Origin of the sequence: Inquilinus limosus DSM 16000 (genome assembly GCF_000423185.1) — a bacterium.
Classification (GTDB): Bacteria; Pseudomonadota; Alphaproteobacteria; order DSM-16000; family Inquilinaceae; genus Inquilinus; species Inquilinus limosus.
In genome coordinates this window covers 609028-622305 of the sequence record NZ_AUHM01000002.1, presented here as the reverse complement: position 1 = coordinate 622305, position 13278 = coordinate 609028, and the positions used below count along the sequence as shown (strand labels likewise).

13 protein-coding genes are annotated in these 13278 nt (G+C 69.1%); 8 read left to right on the top strand and 5 right to left on the bottom strand.

What is annotated here, in order from left to right:
- Positions 1-45 precede the first annotated feature (45 nt).
- The 5 genes from G537_RS0106945 to G537_RS0106925 form a co-directional block, all read right to left on the bottom strand.
- On the bottom strand, positions 46-927 hold the full coding sequence (locus G537_RS0106945; protein ID WP_026869489.1) for a carbohydrate ABC transporter permease: 882 nt from the start codon (positions 925-927) through the stop codon (positions 46-48).
- On the bottom strand, positions 924-1814 hold the full coding sequence (locus G537_RS0106940; RefSeq protein ID WP_026869488.1) for a carbohydrate ABC transporter permease: 891 nt from the start codon (positions 1812-1814) through the stop codon (positions 924-926). Before G537_RS0106940 ends, G537_RS0106945 begins: the two co-directional genes overlap by 4 nt.
- Positions 1815-2056: 242 nt before the next feature.
- Complete coding sequence (locus tag G537_RS0106935) at positions 2057-3319, bottom strand: ABC transporter substrate-binding protein (protein ID WP_026869487.1); 1263 nt, start codon at positions 3317-3319, stop codon at positions 2057-2059.
- A 64-nt stretch (positions 3320-3383) separates the two neighbouring features.
- Positions 3384-4316 carry a carbohydrate kinase family protein gene (locus tag G537_RS36805; RefSeq protein WP_034850751.1) on the bottom strand — a complete coding sequence of 311 codons (933 nt, stop codon included), beginning with the start codon at positions 4314-4316 and terminating at the stop codon, positions 3384-3386.
- A complete protein-coding gene (locus G537_RS0106925; protein ID WP_026869486.1) occupies positions 4313-5698 on the bottom strand; it encodes a 6-phospho-beta-glucosidase in 1386 nt (461 codons plus the stop codon). Before G537_RS0106925 ends, G537_RS36805 begins: the two co-directional genes overlap by 4 nt.
- 127 nt (positions 5699-5825) lie before the next feature.
- Between G537_RS0106925 and G537_RS0106920 the strand changes: the two genes are divergently transcribed.
- From G537_RS0106920 to G537_RS36800, 8 genes are all read left to right on the top strand, one after another.
- A complete protein-coding gene (locus G537_RS0106920; protein WP_026869485.1) occupies positions 5826-6584 on the top strand; it encodes a GntR family transcriptional regulator in 759 nt (252 codons plus the stop codon).
- Complete coding sequence (locus tag G537_RS0106915) at positions 6577-7440, top strand: fructosamine kinase family protein (protein ID WP_026869484.1); 864 nt, start codon at positions 6577-6579, stop codon at positions 7438-7440. Before G537_RS0106920 ends, G537_RS0106915 begins: the two co-directional genes overlap by 8 nt.
- A gap of 176 nt (positions 7441-7616) precedes the next feature.
- Positions 7617-8537, top strand: a complete 921-nt coding sequence (locus G537_RS0106910; RefSeq protein ID WP_026869483.1) for an ABC transporter permease subunit — start codon at positions 7617-7619, stop codon at positions 8535-8537.
- A 4-nt stretch (positions 8538-8541) separates the two neighbouring features.
- Positions 8542-10059, top strand: coding sequence for a high-affinity branched-chain amino acid ABC transporter permease LivM (gene livM, locus G537_RS0106905; RefSeq protein ID WP_026869482.1), 1518 nt, complete (start codon positions 8542-8544; stop codon positions 10057-10059).
- Positions 10056-10925 carry an ABC transporter ATP-binding protein gene (locus tag G537_RS0106900; protein WP_425402276.1) on the top strand — a complete coding sequence of 290 codons (870 nt, stop codon included), beginning with the start codon at positions 10056-10058 and terminating at the stop codon, positions 10923-10925. Before livM ends, G537_RS0106900 begins: the two co-directional genes overlap by 4 nt.
- A complete protein-coding gene (locus G537_RS0106895; protein ID WP_026869480.1) occupies positions 10925-11635 on the top strand; it encodes an ABC transporter ATP-binding protein in 711 nt (236 codons plus the stop codon). The genes G537_RS0106900 and G537_RS0106895 overlap by 1 nt, the downstream gene beginning before the upstream one ends.
- Before the next feature lie 10 nt (positions 11636-11645).
- Entirely contained in the window at positions 11646-11999 is a 354-nt protein-coding gene (locus tag G537_RS0106890) for a DUF6867 family protein (RefSeq protein ID WP_026869479.1), read from the top strand.
- A 79-nt stretch (positions 12000-12078) separates the two neighbouring features.
- Positions 12079-13215 carry a branched-chain amino acid ABC transporter substrate-binding protein gene (locus G537_RS36800; protein WP_211230307.1) on the top strand — a complete coding sequence of 379 codons (1137 nt, stop codon included), beginning with the start codon at positions 12079-12081 and terminating at the stop codon, positions 13213-13215.
- Positions 13216-13278: the final 63 nt, after the last annotated feature.

Sequence of the window (13278 nt, the reverse complement as noted above, 5' to 3'; positions counted from 1 at the left end):
CATGGCGCAGACGTGCAGTCAAGACGATGGCAGACCGGACGAGACTTATCCCTTGATCGCTCCCGCAGTCAGCCCGGCCACGATCTTGCGCTGGAAGATCAGCACCAGGGCGATCAGCGGCAGGGTCACCACCACCGAGGCCGCCATGATCGGGCCGAAGGGATACTCGTAGCGGCTGCCGCCGGCGATGGTGGCGATCGCCACCGGAACGGTCCGGTTCTTGTCCGACAGGATGAAGGTCAGGGCGAACAGGAACTCGTTCCAGGCCTGGATGAAGGCCAGCAGGCCGATCGAGGCCAGGGCCGGCCCCATCAGCGGCAGCAGCACGCTGACCAGCACCCGGCCGCGGCCGGCGCCGTCCATCAGCGCCGCCTCCTCCAGCTCGCGCGGGATGTCCTGGATGAATCCGGCCAGAACCCAGACGGTGAAGGGCAGGGTGAAGATCAGATAGGCGAAGGTCAGCGACCCCAGCCGGTTGTACAGGCCCAGCCAGCGCACCAGCTCGAACATCCCGGACAGCACCACGATCTGCGGGAGGATCGAGATCATCAGGATCACCAGCAGCACCGTCCGCCGCAGCGGGAACTCCAGCCGCCCCAGCGCATAGGCGGCGCCGATGGCGAGCAGGAGCGAGATGCCCGTGGCCGAGCCGGCGACGATCAGCGAGTTGACGATCGAGCGCAGGAACACCGGGTCCTGCAGCATCTGCCGGTAGTAGACCAGCTCGAAGGCCGGCAGCAGCGTCGCCTGGAACAGCGACGCCCCGGTCTTCAGCGAGGAGACGATCGCCCAATAATAGGGGAACAGGGTGTAGACCAGCACCAGCGCCACGGCGACGCCGAGGCCGATCGAGCGCAGCAGCCGGCGCCGGCGGTGCCGGGCGGCGGCGCGGGCCAGGGCGAGATCGGGAGCCGCGACGAGGGTCATCGCACGGTCGCCCGGTCCAGCCGGATCGCGCCGATGATGACGATCGCGATCAGGGCGATCAGCAGGAACACCCAGGTCGAGGCGGCGGAGCCGTAGCCCAGCTCCTGAAAGCTGACCAGCTGGTTGCGGGCGTAGATCGTCATGGTCATGGTCGGCTCGCCGTTGCCGCCGAGGACGTAGCTGAGGTCGAACATCCGGAGCGCGTCGAGGGTGCGGAACAGCACGGCGACGCCGATCGGCACCCGCAGCATCGGCAGGGTGATCGAGGTCAGGCGCTTCCACCAGGACACCCCGTCGACCCGTGCCGCCTCATGGATCTCGGTCGGGATCAGCTGCAGCCCGGCCAGGATCAGCAGGACCATGAAGGGTGTGGTGATCCAGACATCGACGAAGATGACGACGCCCAGCGCCAGCGACGGGTCGGCGGTCCAGGCCACGCCGTTCCCGATCAGGCCGAGATCGATCAGCAGGCGGTTGATGATGCCGAACTGGTCGTGCAGCAGCCATTCCCAGATCTTGGCCGAGACCACGACCGGGATCGACCAGGGCACCAGGATGGCGGCGCGCAGCACGCCGCGGCCGGGGATCGCCTCGTTCAGCAGCAGCGCGATGGCGAGGCCCAGCAGCGTCTCCAGCGCCACCGAGACGACGGTGAAGACCAGCGTGTTCTCCACCGCTCGCCACCATTGCGGATCGCGGGCGACCTCGACGAAGTTGTCGAGCCAGACGAAGTCGTAGTTCGTCGGGTCATCGAGCACGGCGTCGGTGGTGGAGAAGAACAGGGTGCGCAGCAGCGGCCACAGCGCCACCAGCACCAGCGCCGCCAGCGTCGGCGCCAGGAACAGCCACCCTGCCCGCCGATGCGACCGCGCCACCCGGCCGGTCATCGACGAAGTCCCCCGATCGAGTCCCCCCTCCCCTTGCGGGAGGGGGGTAGGGGGAGGGGGTTTTCTCGGCGAGGGCCGGCGATGGGATTTGGCAGATCAGTGGGGCCGGCCGGCGCACCAAAGGTCATTCGCGCACGGACGCGCGCAGACCCCTCCCCCTGCCCCCCTCCCGCAAGGGGAGGGGGGACAAGGATGGGAAAGCCGGTTGAAGATGCCGGCACCGGCCTATCCTCGTTGCCCGCTCACCACTTCGCCCGCTGGCGCAGCCGCTCCAGCTCCTTGGCCAGATCGGCCACCGCGGCGTCGGGCTTCTCGTCGCCGGTCAGCACGGCATGCACCGATTTGGAGAAGGCCTGCGACACCCGGTTGTAGCTGGCGCCGGTGACGGCGGAGGGGCGGGCGATGCTGTCGGCGAAGGCGGCTTCCGTGTCCTTCAGGAAGGGCAGCTTCTTCAGCACCTCCGGGTCCTCGTACAGCGCGGCGATGGTCGGGTTGTAGGCGCCCTGGATCGCCCGGCGCTTCTGGTCGGCGGCGCCGGTCATGTAGCGGATCAGGTCGACCGCCGCCTCCTTGTTCTCGGAGTATTTCGACACGCCGAGATAGGCGGGCCCGAGGCAGCCGCTCGACTTCTCGCCTTCGGCGCCGACCGGCAGCGCCGCCACCCCGACCTTGCCGACCAAGGCCCCGCCCTCGGCCTGCGAGGTGCCCCAGACATAGGGCCAGTTGCGCAGGAACACGGCCTTGCCGCTCTCGAACACGGCGCGGGAGGCCTCCTCGTCGTAGTTCAGCACGCCCTGCGGGCTGATCGTGTCGATCCAGCCGCGGGCCAGGGTCAGCGCCTCGGCCGCCTTGGGGTTGTCGATGGTGACGTCGCCCTTGGTGTCGATGATGGTGCCCCCGCCATGGCTGGCGACCCATTCGATGGCGTCGCAGGTCAGCCCCTCATAGGACTTGCCCTGCCAGACGAAGCCCCACATGTCGGCATTGCCGGCCTTGCGCTCGGCCTCCTGCACCGCCTTGGCCGTCTCGGTCAGCTCGGCCCAGGTCTTCGGCACCGGCTTGCCGTGCTTCTCCAGCAGGTCCTTGCGGTAGAAGATCAGCCCGGTGTCCATGTACCAGGGCAGGGCCAGCAGATGGCCGTCGATCGTCGCCGCGTCGATCGTGGTCGGGAAGTGCGCCGCCACCTCCTCCTTCGGCACCATCGGGCCGAGGTCGAGCAGATGGTTCTTCAGCATGCCCATCCAGATCACGTCGATCACCAGCACGTCGATGTCGGTCGACTGCGCCGCCAGCATCTGCTGGTACAGCGGCACGGCGTCGTCCCACACCGCCGGCATCTTGTTGATGGTGACCGCGTTGCCGGTCTGCTTGGCCCAGGCCTCGGCGGCGCTGCTGCACAGATCGTAGTCGGTGGCGCCGCAGAACAGCTTCACGGTCGCGGCCTCGGCCCCGCCCGTGGCGAAGGCGGCCAGCGCCGCGGTCAGGGATAATGTTGCGATCTTCACGGTTCCCTCCGTTCAAGCCCCTGTCTGAACATCTTGTCGTTGCGGGCGGGTTGGGTCCCGCCGCTCAGGTGGAGGCCGGAGCCTCGAGCCGCGCCAGCGCCAGCAGCTCGGCCTCGCGCGGCAGCGCCCTTCCGCCGTAATCGGTGGTGGCGAGCGCGCCGCAGGTCGCGGCCAGGGCCAGGCTGTCGCGGAAGCCGAAGCCGCGCAGCCGGCCGTAGAGGAAGCCGGCGTTGAAGCTGTCGCCGGCCCCGGTGGTGTCGACCACCCTCACCGCCGGGGCCGGCACTTCGCAACGCTCGCCGCGGCTGAGGCCGACCGCGCCGGCGGCGCCGCGCTTGACCAGGACGGTCGGAACCATGTTCGCCATCCGCTCCAGCGCGGCGTCGACATCCGGCGCCCCGGTGAAGGCCAGCGCCTCGGATTCGTTCGGGGCGAAGACATCGATCTCGCGGAACAGCTCGGCCACGCCCGGCGTGTCGATCTGGTGCGGCACGTGCTGGCAGTCGAGATAGACCAGCACGCCCCGCCGCTTCGCCGCCCGTGCCAGGGCCAGCAGCTCCGGCTGCAGCCGGAAGCTCTGCAGCAGCAGGGCCTTCGGCACGACCGCGGCCAGCGCCTCCGGCGTCGGCGGCAGGTCGTCGCGCACGGCGTAGGTGACGAAGCCGCGGTCGTGGTCGAAGGAGAAGGCGGCGCTGACCCGCTCCAGCGGCTGGTCCAGCCGGCGGAACAGCCGGTCATCCAGCCCTTCCGCCTTCGCCGCCTCCAGCGCCAGCCGGCTGAACAGGTCGATGCCGAAATCGGCAGCCCAGACGGTCCTGAGGCCCAGCCGGTGCGCCGCGGCGGCGGTGGTGAAGCTGGCGCCGGGCAGGGTGGCGAAGCCGCGCGCGAACAGGTCGGCGCCCAGCCGCGGCACCTCCGGCAGGCCGGTGAAGATCAGGTCCCAGTAGTATTCGCCGACCACGACAACGTCGCAGCCTGTATGCGCCGCGCCGGTCATTGCCAATTGCCGACATAGGGGGCATGGACGGCGAGGTATTCGTCGACCAGCGCCTCGGCCCGGGAATAGGACAGCACCAGCGGATGCGCCACCAGCGCCTCGACCGCAAGGTCGCGGTCGCGCTCGCGGATCGCCCGCACCGCCAGCCGCTCGTAGCGCTTGACGCTGTGCACCAGCTGGGCCTGCGCCTCCGGCATCGCGCCGATCGGCAGCGGCCGCACCCCGTCGCGGTCGACGACGCAGCTGACCTCGACCACATCCTCTTCGCGCAGCCCGTCGATGGCGCCCTGGTTCGGCACGTTCAGCCCGCTGTGGAGCGGCTTGCCGGTCTCCAGCGCGTCGACCAGGTCGAGCGCGACACCGGCATAGCCCTCGCCCTCATCGCCCAGCGGCGCATGGGCGCCGGCGGCCAGCGCCCGGTCCGCCTCCTCCATGCTCGGCGCGCCCTCCTGGGCGTAGTGCATGTAGGTGGCGTTGCGGCGATGGGCATAGGCGTAATAGGCCTCCAGCGCCTTCTCCGGGTTGCGGCGCCAGTCCAGCGCGGTCAGCTGCTCGATCAGGGTCCGGTTCAGGTCGCGCACCTCCTCGCCGCGGGTGCGGGCGTCCGACCGGATCGCCTCCACCGCCTTCTCCGCATAGTAGAAGTAATAGAGGTACTCGTTGATCCACATCCCGTGGCGGCGGACCACGCGCGGGCTGAACACCTTCTGGGCCGAGGCGGCCAGGAACGCGTCGTCGGCCAGAAGCCGCGGCAGCACGTCCTCGCCGCCGATCTCGGCGCGGCGGGTGAAGGACAGGTGGTTCAGCCCGAACACCTCGGTCCGCACCGACTTCTCCGGCACGTCGAACCAGCGCGCCACCGCCGACTGGGCGGCGTTGGCGCCGTCGCAGATGCCGACGGTGCGGTCGAAGCCGGCGTCGCGCAGCGCCTGGGTGACGAGGCCGGCCGGGTTGGTGAAGTTGAACAGCCAGGCGTCCGGGCTGACCCGCTTCAGCAGCTCGGCATAGCCCAGAATCGTCGGGATGCTGCGCAGCGCCATGGCGAAGCCGCCGGGCCCGGTCGTCTCCTGCCCCAGCACGCCATGCGCCAGGGCGATCCGCTCGTCCTTGATCCGGCCTTCCTCCAGCCCGGGCCGAACCGTGGTCACGACATAGGCGGCGCCGGCCAGCGCCCGCTCCGGGTCCAGGCTGGTGGTGATTTTCACCGGCGACTTCATCCGCCGGGCGATCTCCGACCCCAGCCCGCCGAACAGCTCCAGCCGCGGGCCGTCGATGTCCAGCAGGCACAGCTCGGTGAGGTTGCTCCACTCCGCCCGGCGCAGCGCCGATTCGATGAACAGGGGCGCGCGGACTCCGCCGCCGCCGACCAGGGTCAGTTTCATGCCGCCTCCCACGTGCCGGTCAAAGTTATGACTGGTTATAACCAGTCATGTCAATTGTGGCCGGGCCGTGGATTTGCGTGTATGCAGCGAGGATGATCCCCGCTCCCTCCGAGATGCCTCGCACGCCATGAATGATGGCCTGAGACGCGACGATCCGCAGCCCCTCTACCGCCAGATCAAGCAGCGAATCCGCGCGCAGATCGAGCAGGGCCAGCTCGGCACCGACGCCAAGCTGGAGTCGGAGCGCGGGCTGGAGAAGCGCTACGGCGTCAGCCGCATCACCGTCCGCCAGGCGGTGCGCGAGCTGGTGCAGGAGGGCTGGCTGCTGAGCCACCCCGGCAAAGGCTTCTTCGTGGCGCGGCGGGAGGAGACCTACGAGCTGCACCTGCTGCGCAGCTTCACCGCCATCGCCGAGGCGCATGGCCGGACGCCGACGAGCCGGCTGATCGAAGGCCGGCTCTGCCCGGCGCCGGCGGAGATCGCACGGCCGCTGTTCCTGCCGACTGGCGCCGAGGTGGTGATGCTGAAGCGGCTGCGCTGCCTCGACGGGCTGCCGATGGTGCTGACCCAGGACTGGTTCGCGGCCGGTCTGGTGCCGGGGATCCTCGAGCTCGACTGGTCGACCGGCAACCGCTCGCTCTACGCCGAGATCCGCGACCGCTATCGGCTGCGCCCGGACCGCGGCCGCACGACTCTCAGCGCCCGGCTGGCCAATACGGAGGAGGCGGATCTGCTGGAGCTGACCCCGCCGGCTGCGGTGCTGACGGTCGAGCAGATCGCCTATGACCGGCAGGGGCGGCCGGTGAACATGACCTTCTCCAGCCACCATCCGCTGCGCTATCCGCTCAGCCTGGATCAGCGGGGCGGGAGGGACGATCGTGGCTGACGGGCTCGATCCCGTCCTGGCCGACCGTATCGCCGCGGCGCTCGGCGTGCGCCCGGTGGCGGCCGAGCCGCTGCCGGGCGGCTCGACCGTCGCGGTGCTCCGGGTCGATCTCGCCGATGGCGGCCGGGTGGTGGCCAAGGCCGGCCCGGGACCGCTGCTTCTGGAAGCCTGGATGCTGGGCCAGCTGGCGCGGCATTCCGCCCTGCCGCTGCCGGCCGTGCTGCACGCGGCCGAGGACCTGCTGCTGCTGGAGTATATCGAGCACGAGCCCGGACCGCCGCCGGAACCGGCGCAGCTGCACGCGGCGGAGCTGCTGGCGGCGCTGCACGCGCCGGCCTGGCCGCGATTCGGCTACGACCGCGACACGACAATCGGCAAGCTGCCGCAGCCGAACCCGCCGGCCGACCGCTGGGTGCCGTTTTTCCGCGACCACCGCCTGCTGCACATGGCCCGCGCCGGCCATGCCGAGGGCACGGTCGACTCCGGGCTGCTGCGCCGCATCGAGGCCCTGGCCGGGCGGCTGGAGGCGCTGCTGTCGGAGCCGCGCCATCCGGCGCTGCTGCACGGCGACATCTGGACCGGCAACCTGCTGCACCGGGGCGGACGAGTCGTCGCCTTCATCGATCCCGCCATCTCCTGCGGTCATCCGGAGATGGAGCTGACCTACCCGACCCTGTTCGGCACCTTCGGCGAGGCCTTCTTCCGCCGCTACGCCGAACTGGCGCCGCTCGATCCCGGCTTCTGGGACGACCGCCGTCCGATCTACCTCCTGTACCCCCTTCTGGTGCATGTCCGGTATTGGGACCCGGCCTATGCCGGGCCGATCCGCCGGATTCTCGACCGCTACGGCGCCTAAGCGTCGGAAAGGTCTTACGATTCATTGCGATTGTAACGGTGCATTTTCTTCGCCATAGTCGCGCCAATCCGACGCTGACGCGGAGCTTGAACAGAGAAACGCCCTCGGTCTAAACGGCGAGCGAACAGAGAGGTCGACCATCCGCGGATGGTCTGTGGAGGCAATTCGGCGCGAGCATGGAATATTTCCTGCAGCAGCTCATCAATGGGCTGACGCTGGGCGCGATCTACGGTCTGATCGCGATCGGCTATACGATGGTGTACGGCATCATCGGCATGATCAATTTCGCCCATGGCGAGATCTATATGATCGGCGCGTTCATCGCGGTGATCGGATTCGTCGTGCTCGGCGCCTTCGGCGTGCCCGGCGTGTCGGTGGCCCTGGCGCTGGCGATCGTGCTGATCATCTCGGTGGTGGTGACCGCGGCCTATGGCTGGACGGTCGAGCGGCTGGCCTACAGGCCGCTGCGCAACTCCACCCGCCTGGCGCCGCTGATCTCGGCGATCGGCATGTCGATCTTCCTGCAGAACTACATCCAGCTGCTGCAGGGCGCCCGGCGCAAGCCGGTGCCGCCGCAGATCCCGGGCGGCTTCCAGCTGACCTCGGGCGGCGGCTTCGACGTCAACCTGTCCTATCTGCAGATCGTCATCGTCGTGCTGACCTTGGCCCTAATGCTGGGCCTGACCTGGGTGATCAACAGCACCTCGCTCGGCCGGCAGCAGCGCGCCTGCGCCCAGGACCGCACCATGGCGGCGCTGATCGGCGTCGATGTCGGCCGCACCATCTCGATGACCTTCGTCATCGGCGCGGCGCTGGCCGCCGTCGCCGGGGTGATGGTGACGCTGTACTACGGCGTGATCGACTTCTACATCGGCTTCCTGGCCGGCATCAAAGCCTTCACCGCCGCGGTGCTGGGCGGCATCGGCTCGCTGCCCGGGGCGATGTTGGGCGGCGTGCTGATCGGGCTGATCGAGGCCTTCTGGTCCGGCTACTTCTCGTCGGAATACAAGGATGTCGCCGCCTTCACCATCCTGGTGCTGGTGCTGATCTTCCGCCCGTCCGGCCTGCTCGGCCGCCCCGATATCGAGAAGGTCTGACGCCATGGCGACGATCGCGCAATCCGACGCGGCCGCCGGGCGCCGCTTCGACCTCGCCGCCATGGTGAAGGAGGCGGGGGCCACCGCCCTCATCGCCCTGGTCCTCACCGCGCCCCTGGTCGGCATCCGCACCATCGAGCAGAGCGGCGCGCTCAACTACCAGACCGATTTCACCGCGGTCGCCATCGCGGTGGCGTTGGTCTTCCTCGGCCGCATCGGCATCATCCTCAACCGCGAGGGCATGCCACGGCCGGTGTTCTGGGCCAGCCTGCTGTTCCTCGTCGTCTTCGCCCTGCCGCCGATCTACGAATATCTGCGGCCGTCGATCTCCGACGCGCTGCCGCCGCTGCCGGTGCAGGACCTGCACTCCGTGCCGCTGCTGCTGATCGGGTCGCTCGGCGCCGCCTGGCTGCTGATCCAGTCGATCCTGGTGCAGCGCCGCGCGCGGACCAGCCTGTCGCGGCAGGAGCGCGACCGGGCGATGGACCGGATCGGCGCCCGGGTGCAGCGCCTCAGCGTCTATGTCGGGCCGATCCTGGTCCTGCTGGCGGCCGTCTTCCCCTTCACCGACCTCGCCACGCGCAGCACGCTCGGCGTCGCCACCATCGTGCTGATCTACATCATGCTAGGCTGGGGGCTGAACATCATCGTCGGCCTCGCCGGCCTGCTCGACCTCGGCTACGTCGCCTTCTACGCCGTCGGCGCCTACTCCTACGCGCTGCTGTCGACCACCTTCGGCTTCAGCTTCTGGCTCTGCCTGCCGCTGGCCGGGCTGCTGGCCGCGGCCTTCGGCCTGATCCTGGGCTATCCGGTGCTGCGGCTGCGCGGCGACTATTTCGCCATCGTCACCCTCGGTTTCGGCGAGATCATCCGCATCGTCCTGATCAACTGGGCGCCGGTGACCGGCGGGCCGAACGGCATCAACAACATCCCGCGGCCCAGCTTCTTCGGCTTCCCCTTCGACCGCAGCCCGGAGGAGGGCGTGACCGCCTTCCACCAGCTGTTCGGCCTCGACTACGACCCGACGCACCGGATCATCTTCCTCTACCTGCTGATCCTGGCGCTGGCGCTCCTGGTCAACTTCATCAGCGTGCGGCTGCGCCGGCTGCCGGTCGGCCGCGGCTGGGAGGCGCTGCGCGAGGACGACATCGCCTGCCAGTCGCTCGGCATCAACCGCACCAACCTGAAGCTGGCGGCCTTCGCCACCTCGGCGATGTGCGGCGGCTTCGCCGGCAGCTTCTTCGCCACCTATCAGGGCTTCATCAGCCCCGAGAGCTTCTCCTTCATCGAATCCGCGATCGTGCTGGCGATCGTCGTGCTCGGCGGCATGGGCAGCCAGCTCGGCATCGTCGTCGCCGCCTGCCTGATCATCGGCCTGCCCGAGGCGTTCCGCGGCCTCGACCTCTACCGCATGCTGGTGTTTGGCCTGTGCATGGTCGGCATCATGGTGTGGCGCCCCCGCGGCCTCCTGGCGCATCGCGACCCGACCATCCTCCTCCACGGCAAGAAGGGGGCCCAATGATGACCGGGGTCGTGACCGCCCTCCTGACCATCGAGCACGTCTCGATGCGCTTCGGCGGCCTCGTCGCCATCGACGACGTCTCCTTCGACATCCGGGCCGGTGACATCACCGCGGTGATCGGCCCGAACGGCGCCGGCAAGACCACGCTGTTCAACTGCATCACCGGCTTCTACCGGCCGACCGCCGGGCGGATGACGCTGCGCGCCGAGAGCGGCGAGTTCCTGCTGGAGCAGATCCCCGGCTACCGCATCGCCCAGGAGGCGCGGGTCGCCCGCACCTTCCAGAACATCCGTCTGTTCGCGGGGATGAGCGTGCTGGAGAACCTGATGGTGGCCCAGCACAACAAGCTGATGAAGGCGTCGGGCCTCTCGATCGCCGGGCTGCTCGGCCTGCCGGGCTATCGGCGGGTGGAGCGCGAGGCGGTGGAGAAGGCGAAGTTCTGGCTCGACCGCGTCGGCCTGACCGAGCAGGCCGACCATCTCGCCGGCAGCCTGCCCTATGGCGGCCAGCGCCGGCTGGAGATCGCGCGGGCGATGTGCATCGACCCGGTGATCCTGTGCCTGGACGAGCCGGCCGCCGGCCTCAATCCGCGCGAATCGCAGGAGCTGAACCACCTGCTGCGCGCCATCCGCGACGAGCACAAGACCAGCGTCCTCCTGATCGAGCACGACATGAGCGTCGTCATGCAGATTTCCGACCACATCGTGGTGCTCGACCACGGCAAGAAGATCGCCGATGGCACGCCGGAGCAGATCCGCAGCGACGAGGCGGTGATCCGCGCCTATCTCGGCGAGCCCGAGGAGGAGGACCTGCCGCCGGAGATCGCCGCCGATGTCGCCGTCGTGACCGGGGAGGCCCGCTCGTGATGCTGTCGCTGCAGGGCGTGCACACCTTCTACGGGGCCATCGAGGCGCTGCGCGGCGTCGATGTCGAGGTCAAGGAAGGCGAGATCGTCACCCTGATCGGCGCCAACGGCGCCGGCAAGTCGACCCTCCTGATGACGATCTGCGGCAACCCGCAGGCGCGCACGGGGGCGGTGGTGTTCGACGGGCGGGAGATCACCCGGCTGCCGACCTTCGAGATCGTGCGCCGCGGCGTCGCCATCTCGCCGGAAGGCCGCCGCATCTTCCCGCGCATGACGGTGATGGAGAATCTGCAGATGGGGGCGCTGACCGCCGATCCGGTGGTGTTCGGCCGCGACCTCGAGCAGATCTTCACGCTGTTCCCGCGGCTGAAGGAGCGCCAGAACCAGCGCGGCGGCACCCTGTCGGGCGGCGAGCAGCAGATGCTGGCGATCGGCCGGGCGCTGATGAGCCAGCCGCGCCTCTTGCTGCTGGACGAGCCGTCGCTCGGCCTGGCGCCGATGGTGGTGAAGCAGATCTTCCAGGCGATCAAGGCGATCAACAAGGAGCGCGGCATGACCGTGTTCCTGGTGGAGCAGAACGCCTTCCACGCGCTGAAGCTGGCGCATCGCGGCTACGTCCTGGTCAACGGCCGGGTGACGATGAGCGGCAGCGGCCGGGAACTTCTGGCGAATCCGGAGGTCCGGGCCGCCTATCTCGAAGGCGGGCACTGAGAGGTTGGCGATGGAACAGATCCTCGGAACCTCGGTCGGCGACTTCATCTTCGTCAGCCTGATCCTGGGCGGCGGGGCCGCCTTCCTGACCGGACAGGGCCAAGCCCAGAACTGGGCGCCGATGCGCAAGCTCATCCCCTTCGTGGTGCTGCTGGCCTGCGCGACGCGGTTCCTGCACTACGCGCTGTTCCACGGAACGCTCTTGTCCGCGACCGGCTTCGTCATCGATCTTGTCTGGATCGGCCTGTGCGCCACGGTCGCCTACCGGATGACCCGGGCGGCGAAGATGGTGCGGCAGTATCCGTGGCTGTACGAACGCGCCGGCCTGTTCGGCTGGCGCGACCGGCGGCCGGCCGCACGGTAAGACGCCGGTCCTTCGGGCCGGCGGAAAGCAAGGCCCGGCGGGGTCGTCCCGCCGGGCGATGAACTGGGAGTGCGATCTGATGACGAGATTGAACCGAGTGCTCATGGTCGGCGTGGCGCTGGCCGCGCTGGGGTCGGCCCCGGCCTGGGCCGATGTGAAGATCGGCCTGGGCGCGCCGCTGACCGGCCCGAACGCCGCCTTTGGCGAGCAGATGAAGCGCGGCACCGACGCCGCGGTGAAGGCCCTGAACGACGCCGGCGGTGTCAACGGCGAGAAGATCGTCGTGGTCTATGGCGACGACGCGTCCGACCCGCGCCAGGGCGTGGCCGCGGCGAACGAGCTGGTGGGCGAAGGCGTGGTGGCGGTGATCGGCCACTTCAACTCCTCGGTCTCGATCCCGGCCTCCGCCGTCTATTCCGAGGAGGGCATCGTCCAGATCACCCCGGCCTCCACCAACCCGCAGCTGACCGAGCAGGGGCAGAAGACCACCTTCCGCACCTGCGGCCGCGACGACCAGCAGGGCGATGTCGCCGGCGCGTTCATCGCCGAGAAGTTCAAGGGCCGCAACGTCGCCGTCATCCACGACCAGACCACTTACGGCAAGGGCCTGGCCGACGCCACCAAGGCGGCGATGAACAAGGCCGGCCTGACCGAGAAGATGTACGAGGGCATCACTGTCGGCGAGCGCGACTTCTCGGCCGTCGTCTCGAAGATGAAGCAGGCCGGCATCGACCTGATCTATTTCGGCGGCCTGCACAACGAGGCCGGGCTGATCCTGCGCCAGGCGCGCGAGCAGGGGCTGAACGCCCAGTTCGTGTCGGGCGACGGCATCGTCACCCAGGAATTCTGGGGCATCACCGGCGATGCCGGCCAGGGCGTGCTGATGACCTTCGGCGCCGACCAGCGCAACAGCGAGGCCGCCAAGGACGTCGTGGCCAAGTTCCGGGCCGACAACTACGAGCCGGAAGGCTACACCCTGTACAGCTATGCCGCGGTCCAGGCCTGGGCTCAGGCGGCGACCAAGGCCAAGACCTTCGATGGCCCGAAGGTCGCCGAAGCGCTGCATGACGGCACCGAATACAACACCGTGATGGGTCCCCTGGCCTTCGACGAGAAGGGCGACCGGGTGAAGACCGACTACGTCTTCTACGTCTGGAACAGCGGCAAGTTCGCCGAGGCGACCCCGGGCGAGCTGGCCAAGGTCGGCGCCAAGTAGCAGCCTCGGCCCGGCAGATCGACTGCTCCTTTGGGACAAGTCGATCCGATCGGCAGGTGTCAT

Coding starts and splice junctions, on each gene's coding strand:
- G537_RS36805 (WP_034850751.1), bottom strand. CDS start 4,316: ATGACCGGCGCGGCGCATACAGGCTGCGACGTTGTCGTGGTCGGCGAA.
- G537_RS0106895 (WP_026869480.1), top strand. CDS start 10,925: ATGCTGTCGCTGCAGGGCGTGCACACCTTCTACGGGGCCATCGAGGCG.
- G537_RS36800 (WP_211230307.1), top strand. CDS start 12,079: ATGACGAGATTGAACCGAGTGCTCATGGTCGGCGTGGCGCTGGCCGCG.
- G537_RS0106940 (WP_026869488.1), bottom strand. CDS start 1,814: ATGACCGGCCGGGTGGCGCGGTCGCATCGGCGGGCAGGGTGGCTGTTC.
- G537_RS0106925 (WP_026869486.1), bottom strand. CDS start 5,698: ATGAAACTGACCCTGGTCGGCGGCGGCGGAGTCCGCGCGCCCCTGTTC.
- G537_RS0106890 (WP_026869479.1), top strand. CDS start 11,646: ATGGAACAGATCCTCGGAACCTCGGTCGGCGACTTCATCTTCGTCAGC.
- livM (WP_026869482.1), top strand. CDS start 8,542: ATGGCGACGATCGCGCAATCCGACGCGGCCGCCGGGCGCCGCTTCGAC.
- G537_RS0106910 (WP_026869483.1), top strand. CDS start 7,617: ATGGAATATTTCCTGCAGCAGCTCATCAATGGGCTGACGCTGGGCGCG.
- G537_RS0106920 (WP_026869485.1), top strand. CDS start 5,826: ATGAATGATGGCCTGAGACGCGACGATCCGCAGCCCCTCTACCGCCAG.
- G537_RS0106945 (WP_026869489.1), bottom strand. CDS start 927: ATGACCCTCGTCGCGGCTCCCGATCTCGCCCTGGCCCGCGCCGCCGCC.
- G537_RS0106900 (WP_425402276.1), top strand. CDS start 10,056: ATGATGACCGGGGTCGTGACCGCCCTCCTGACCATCGAGCACGTCTCG.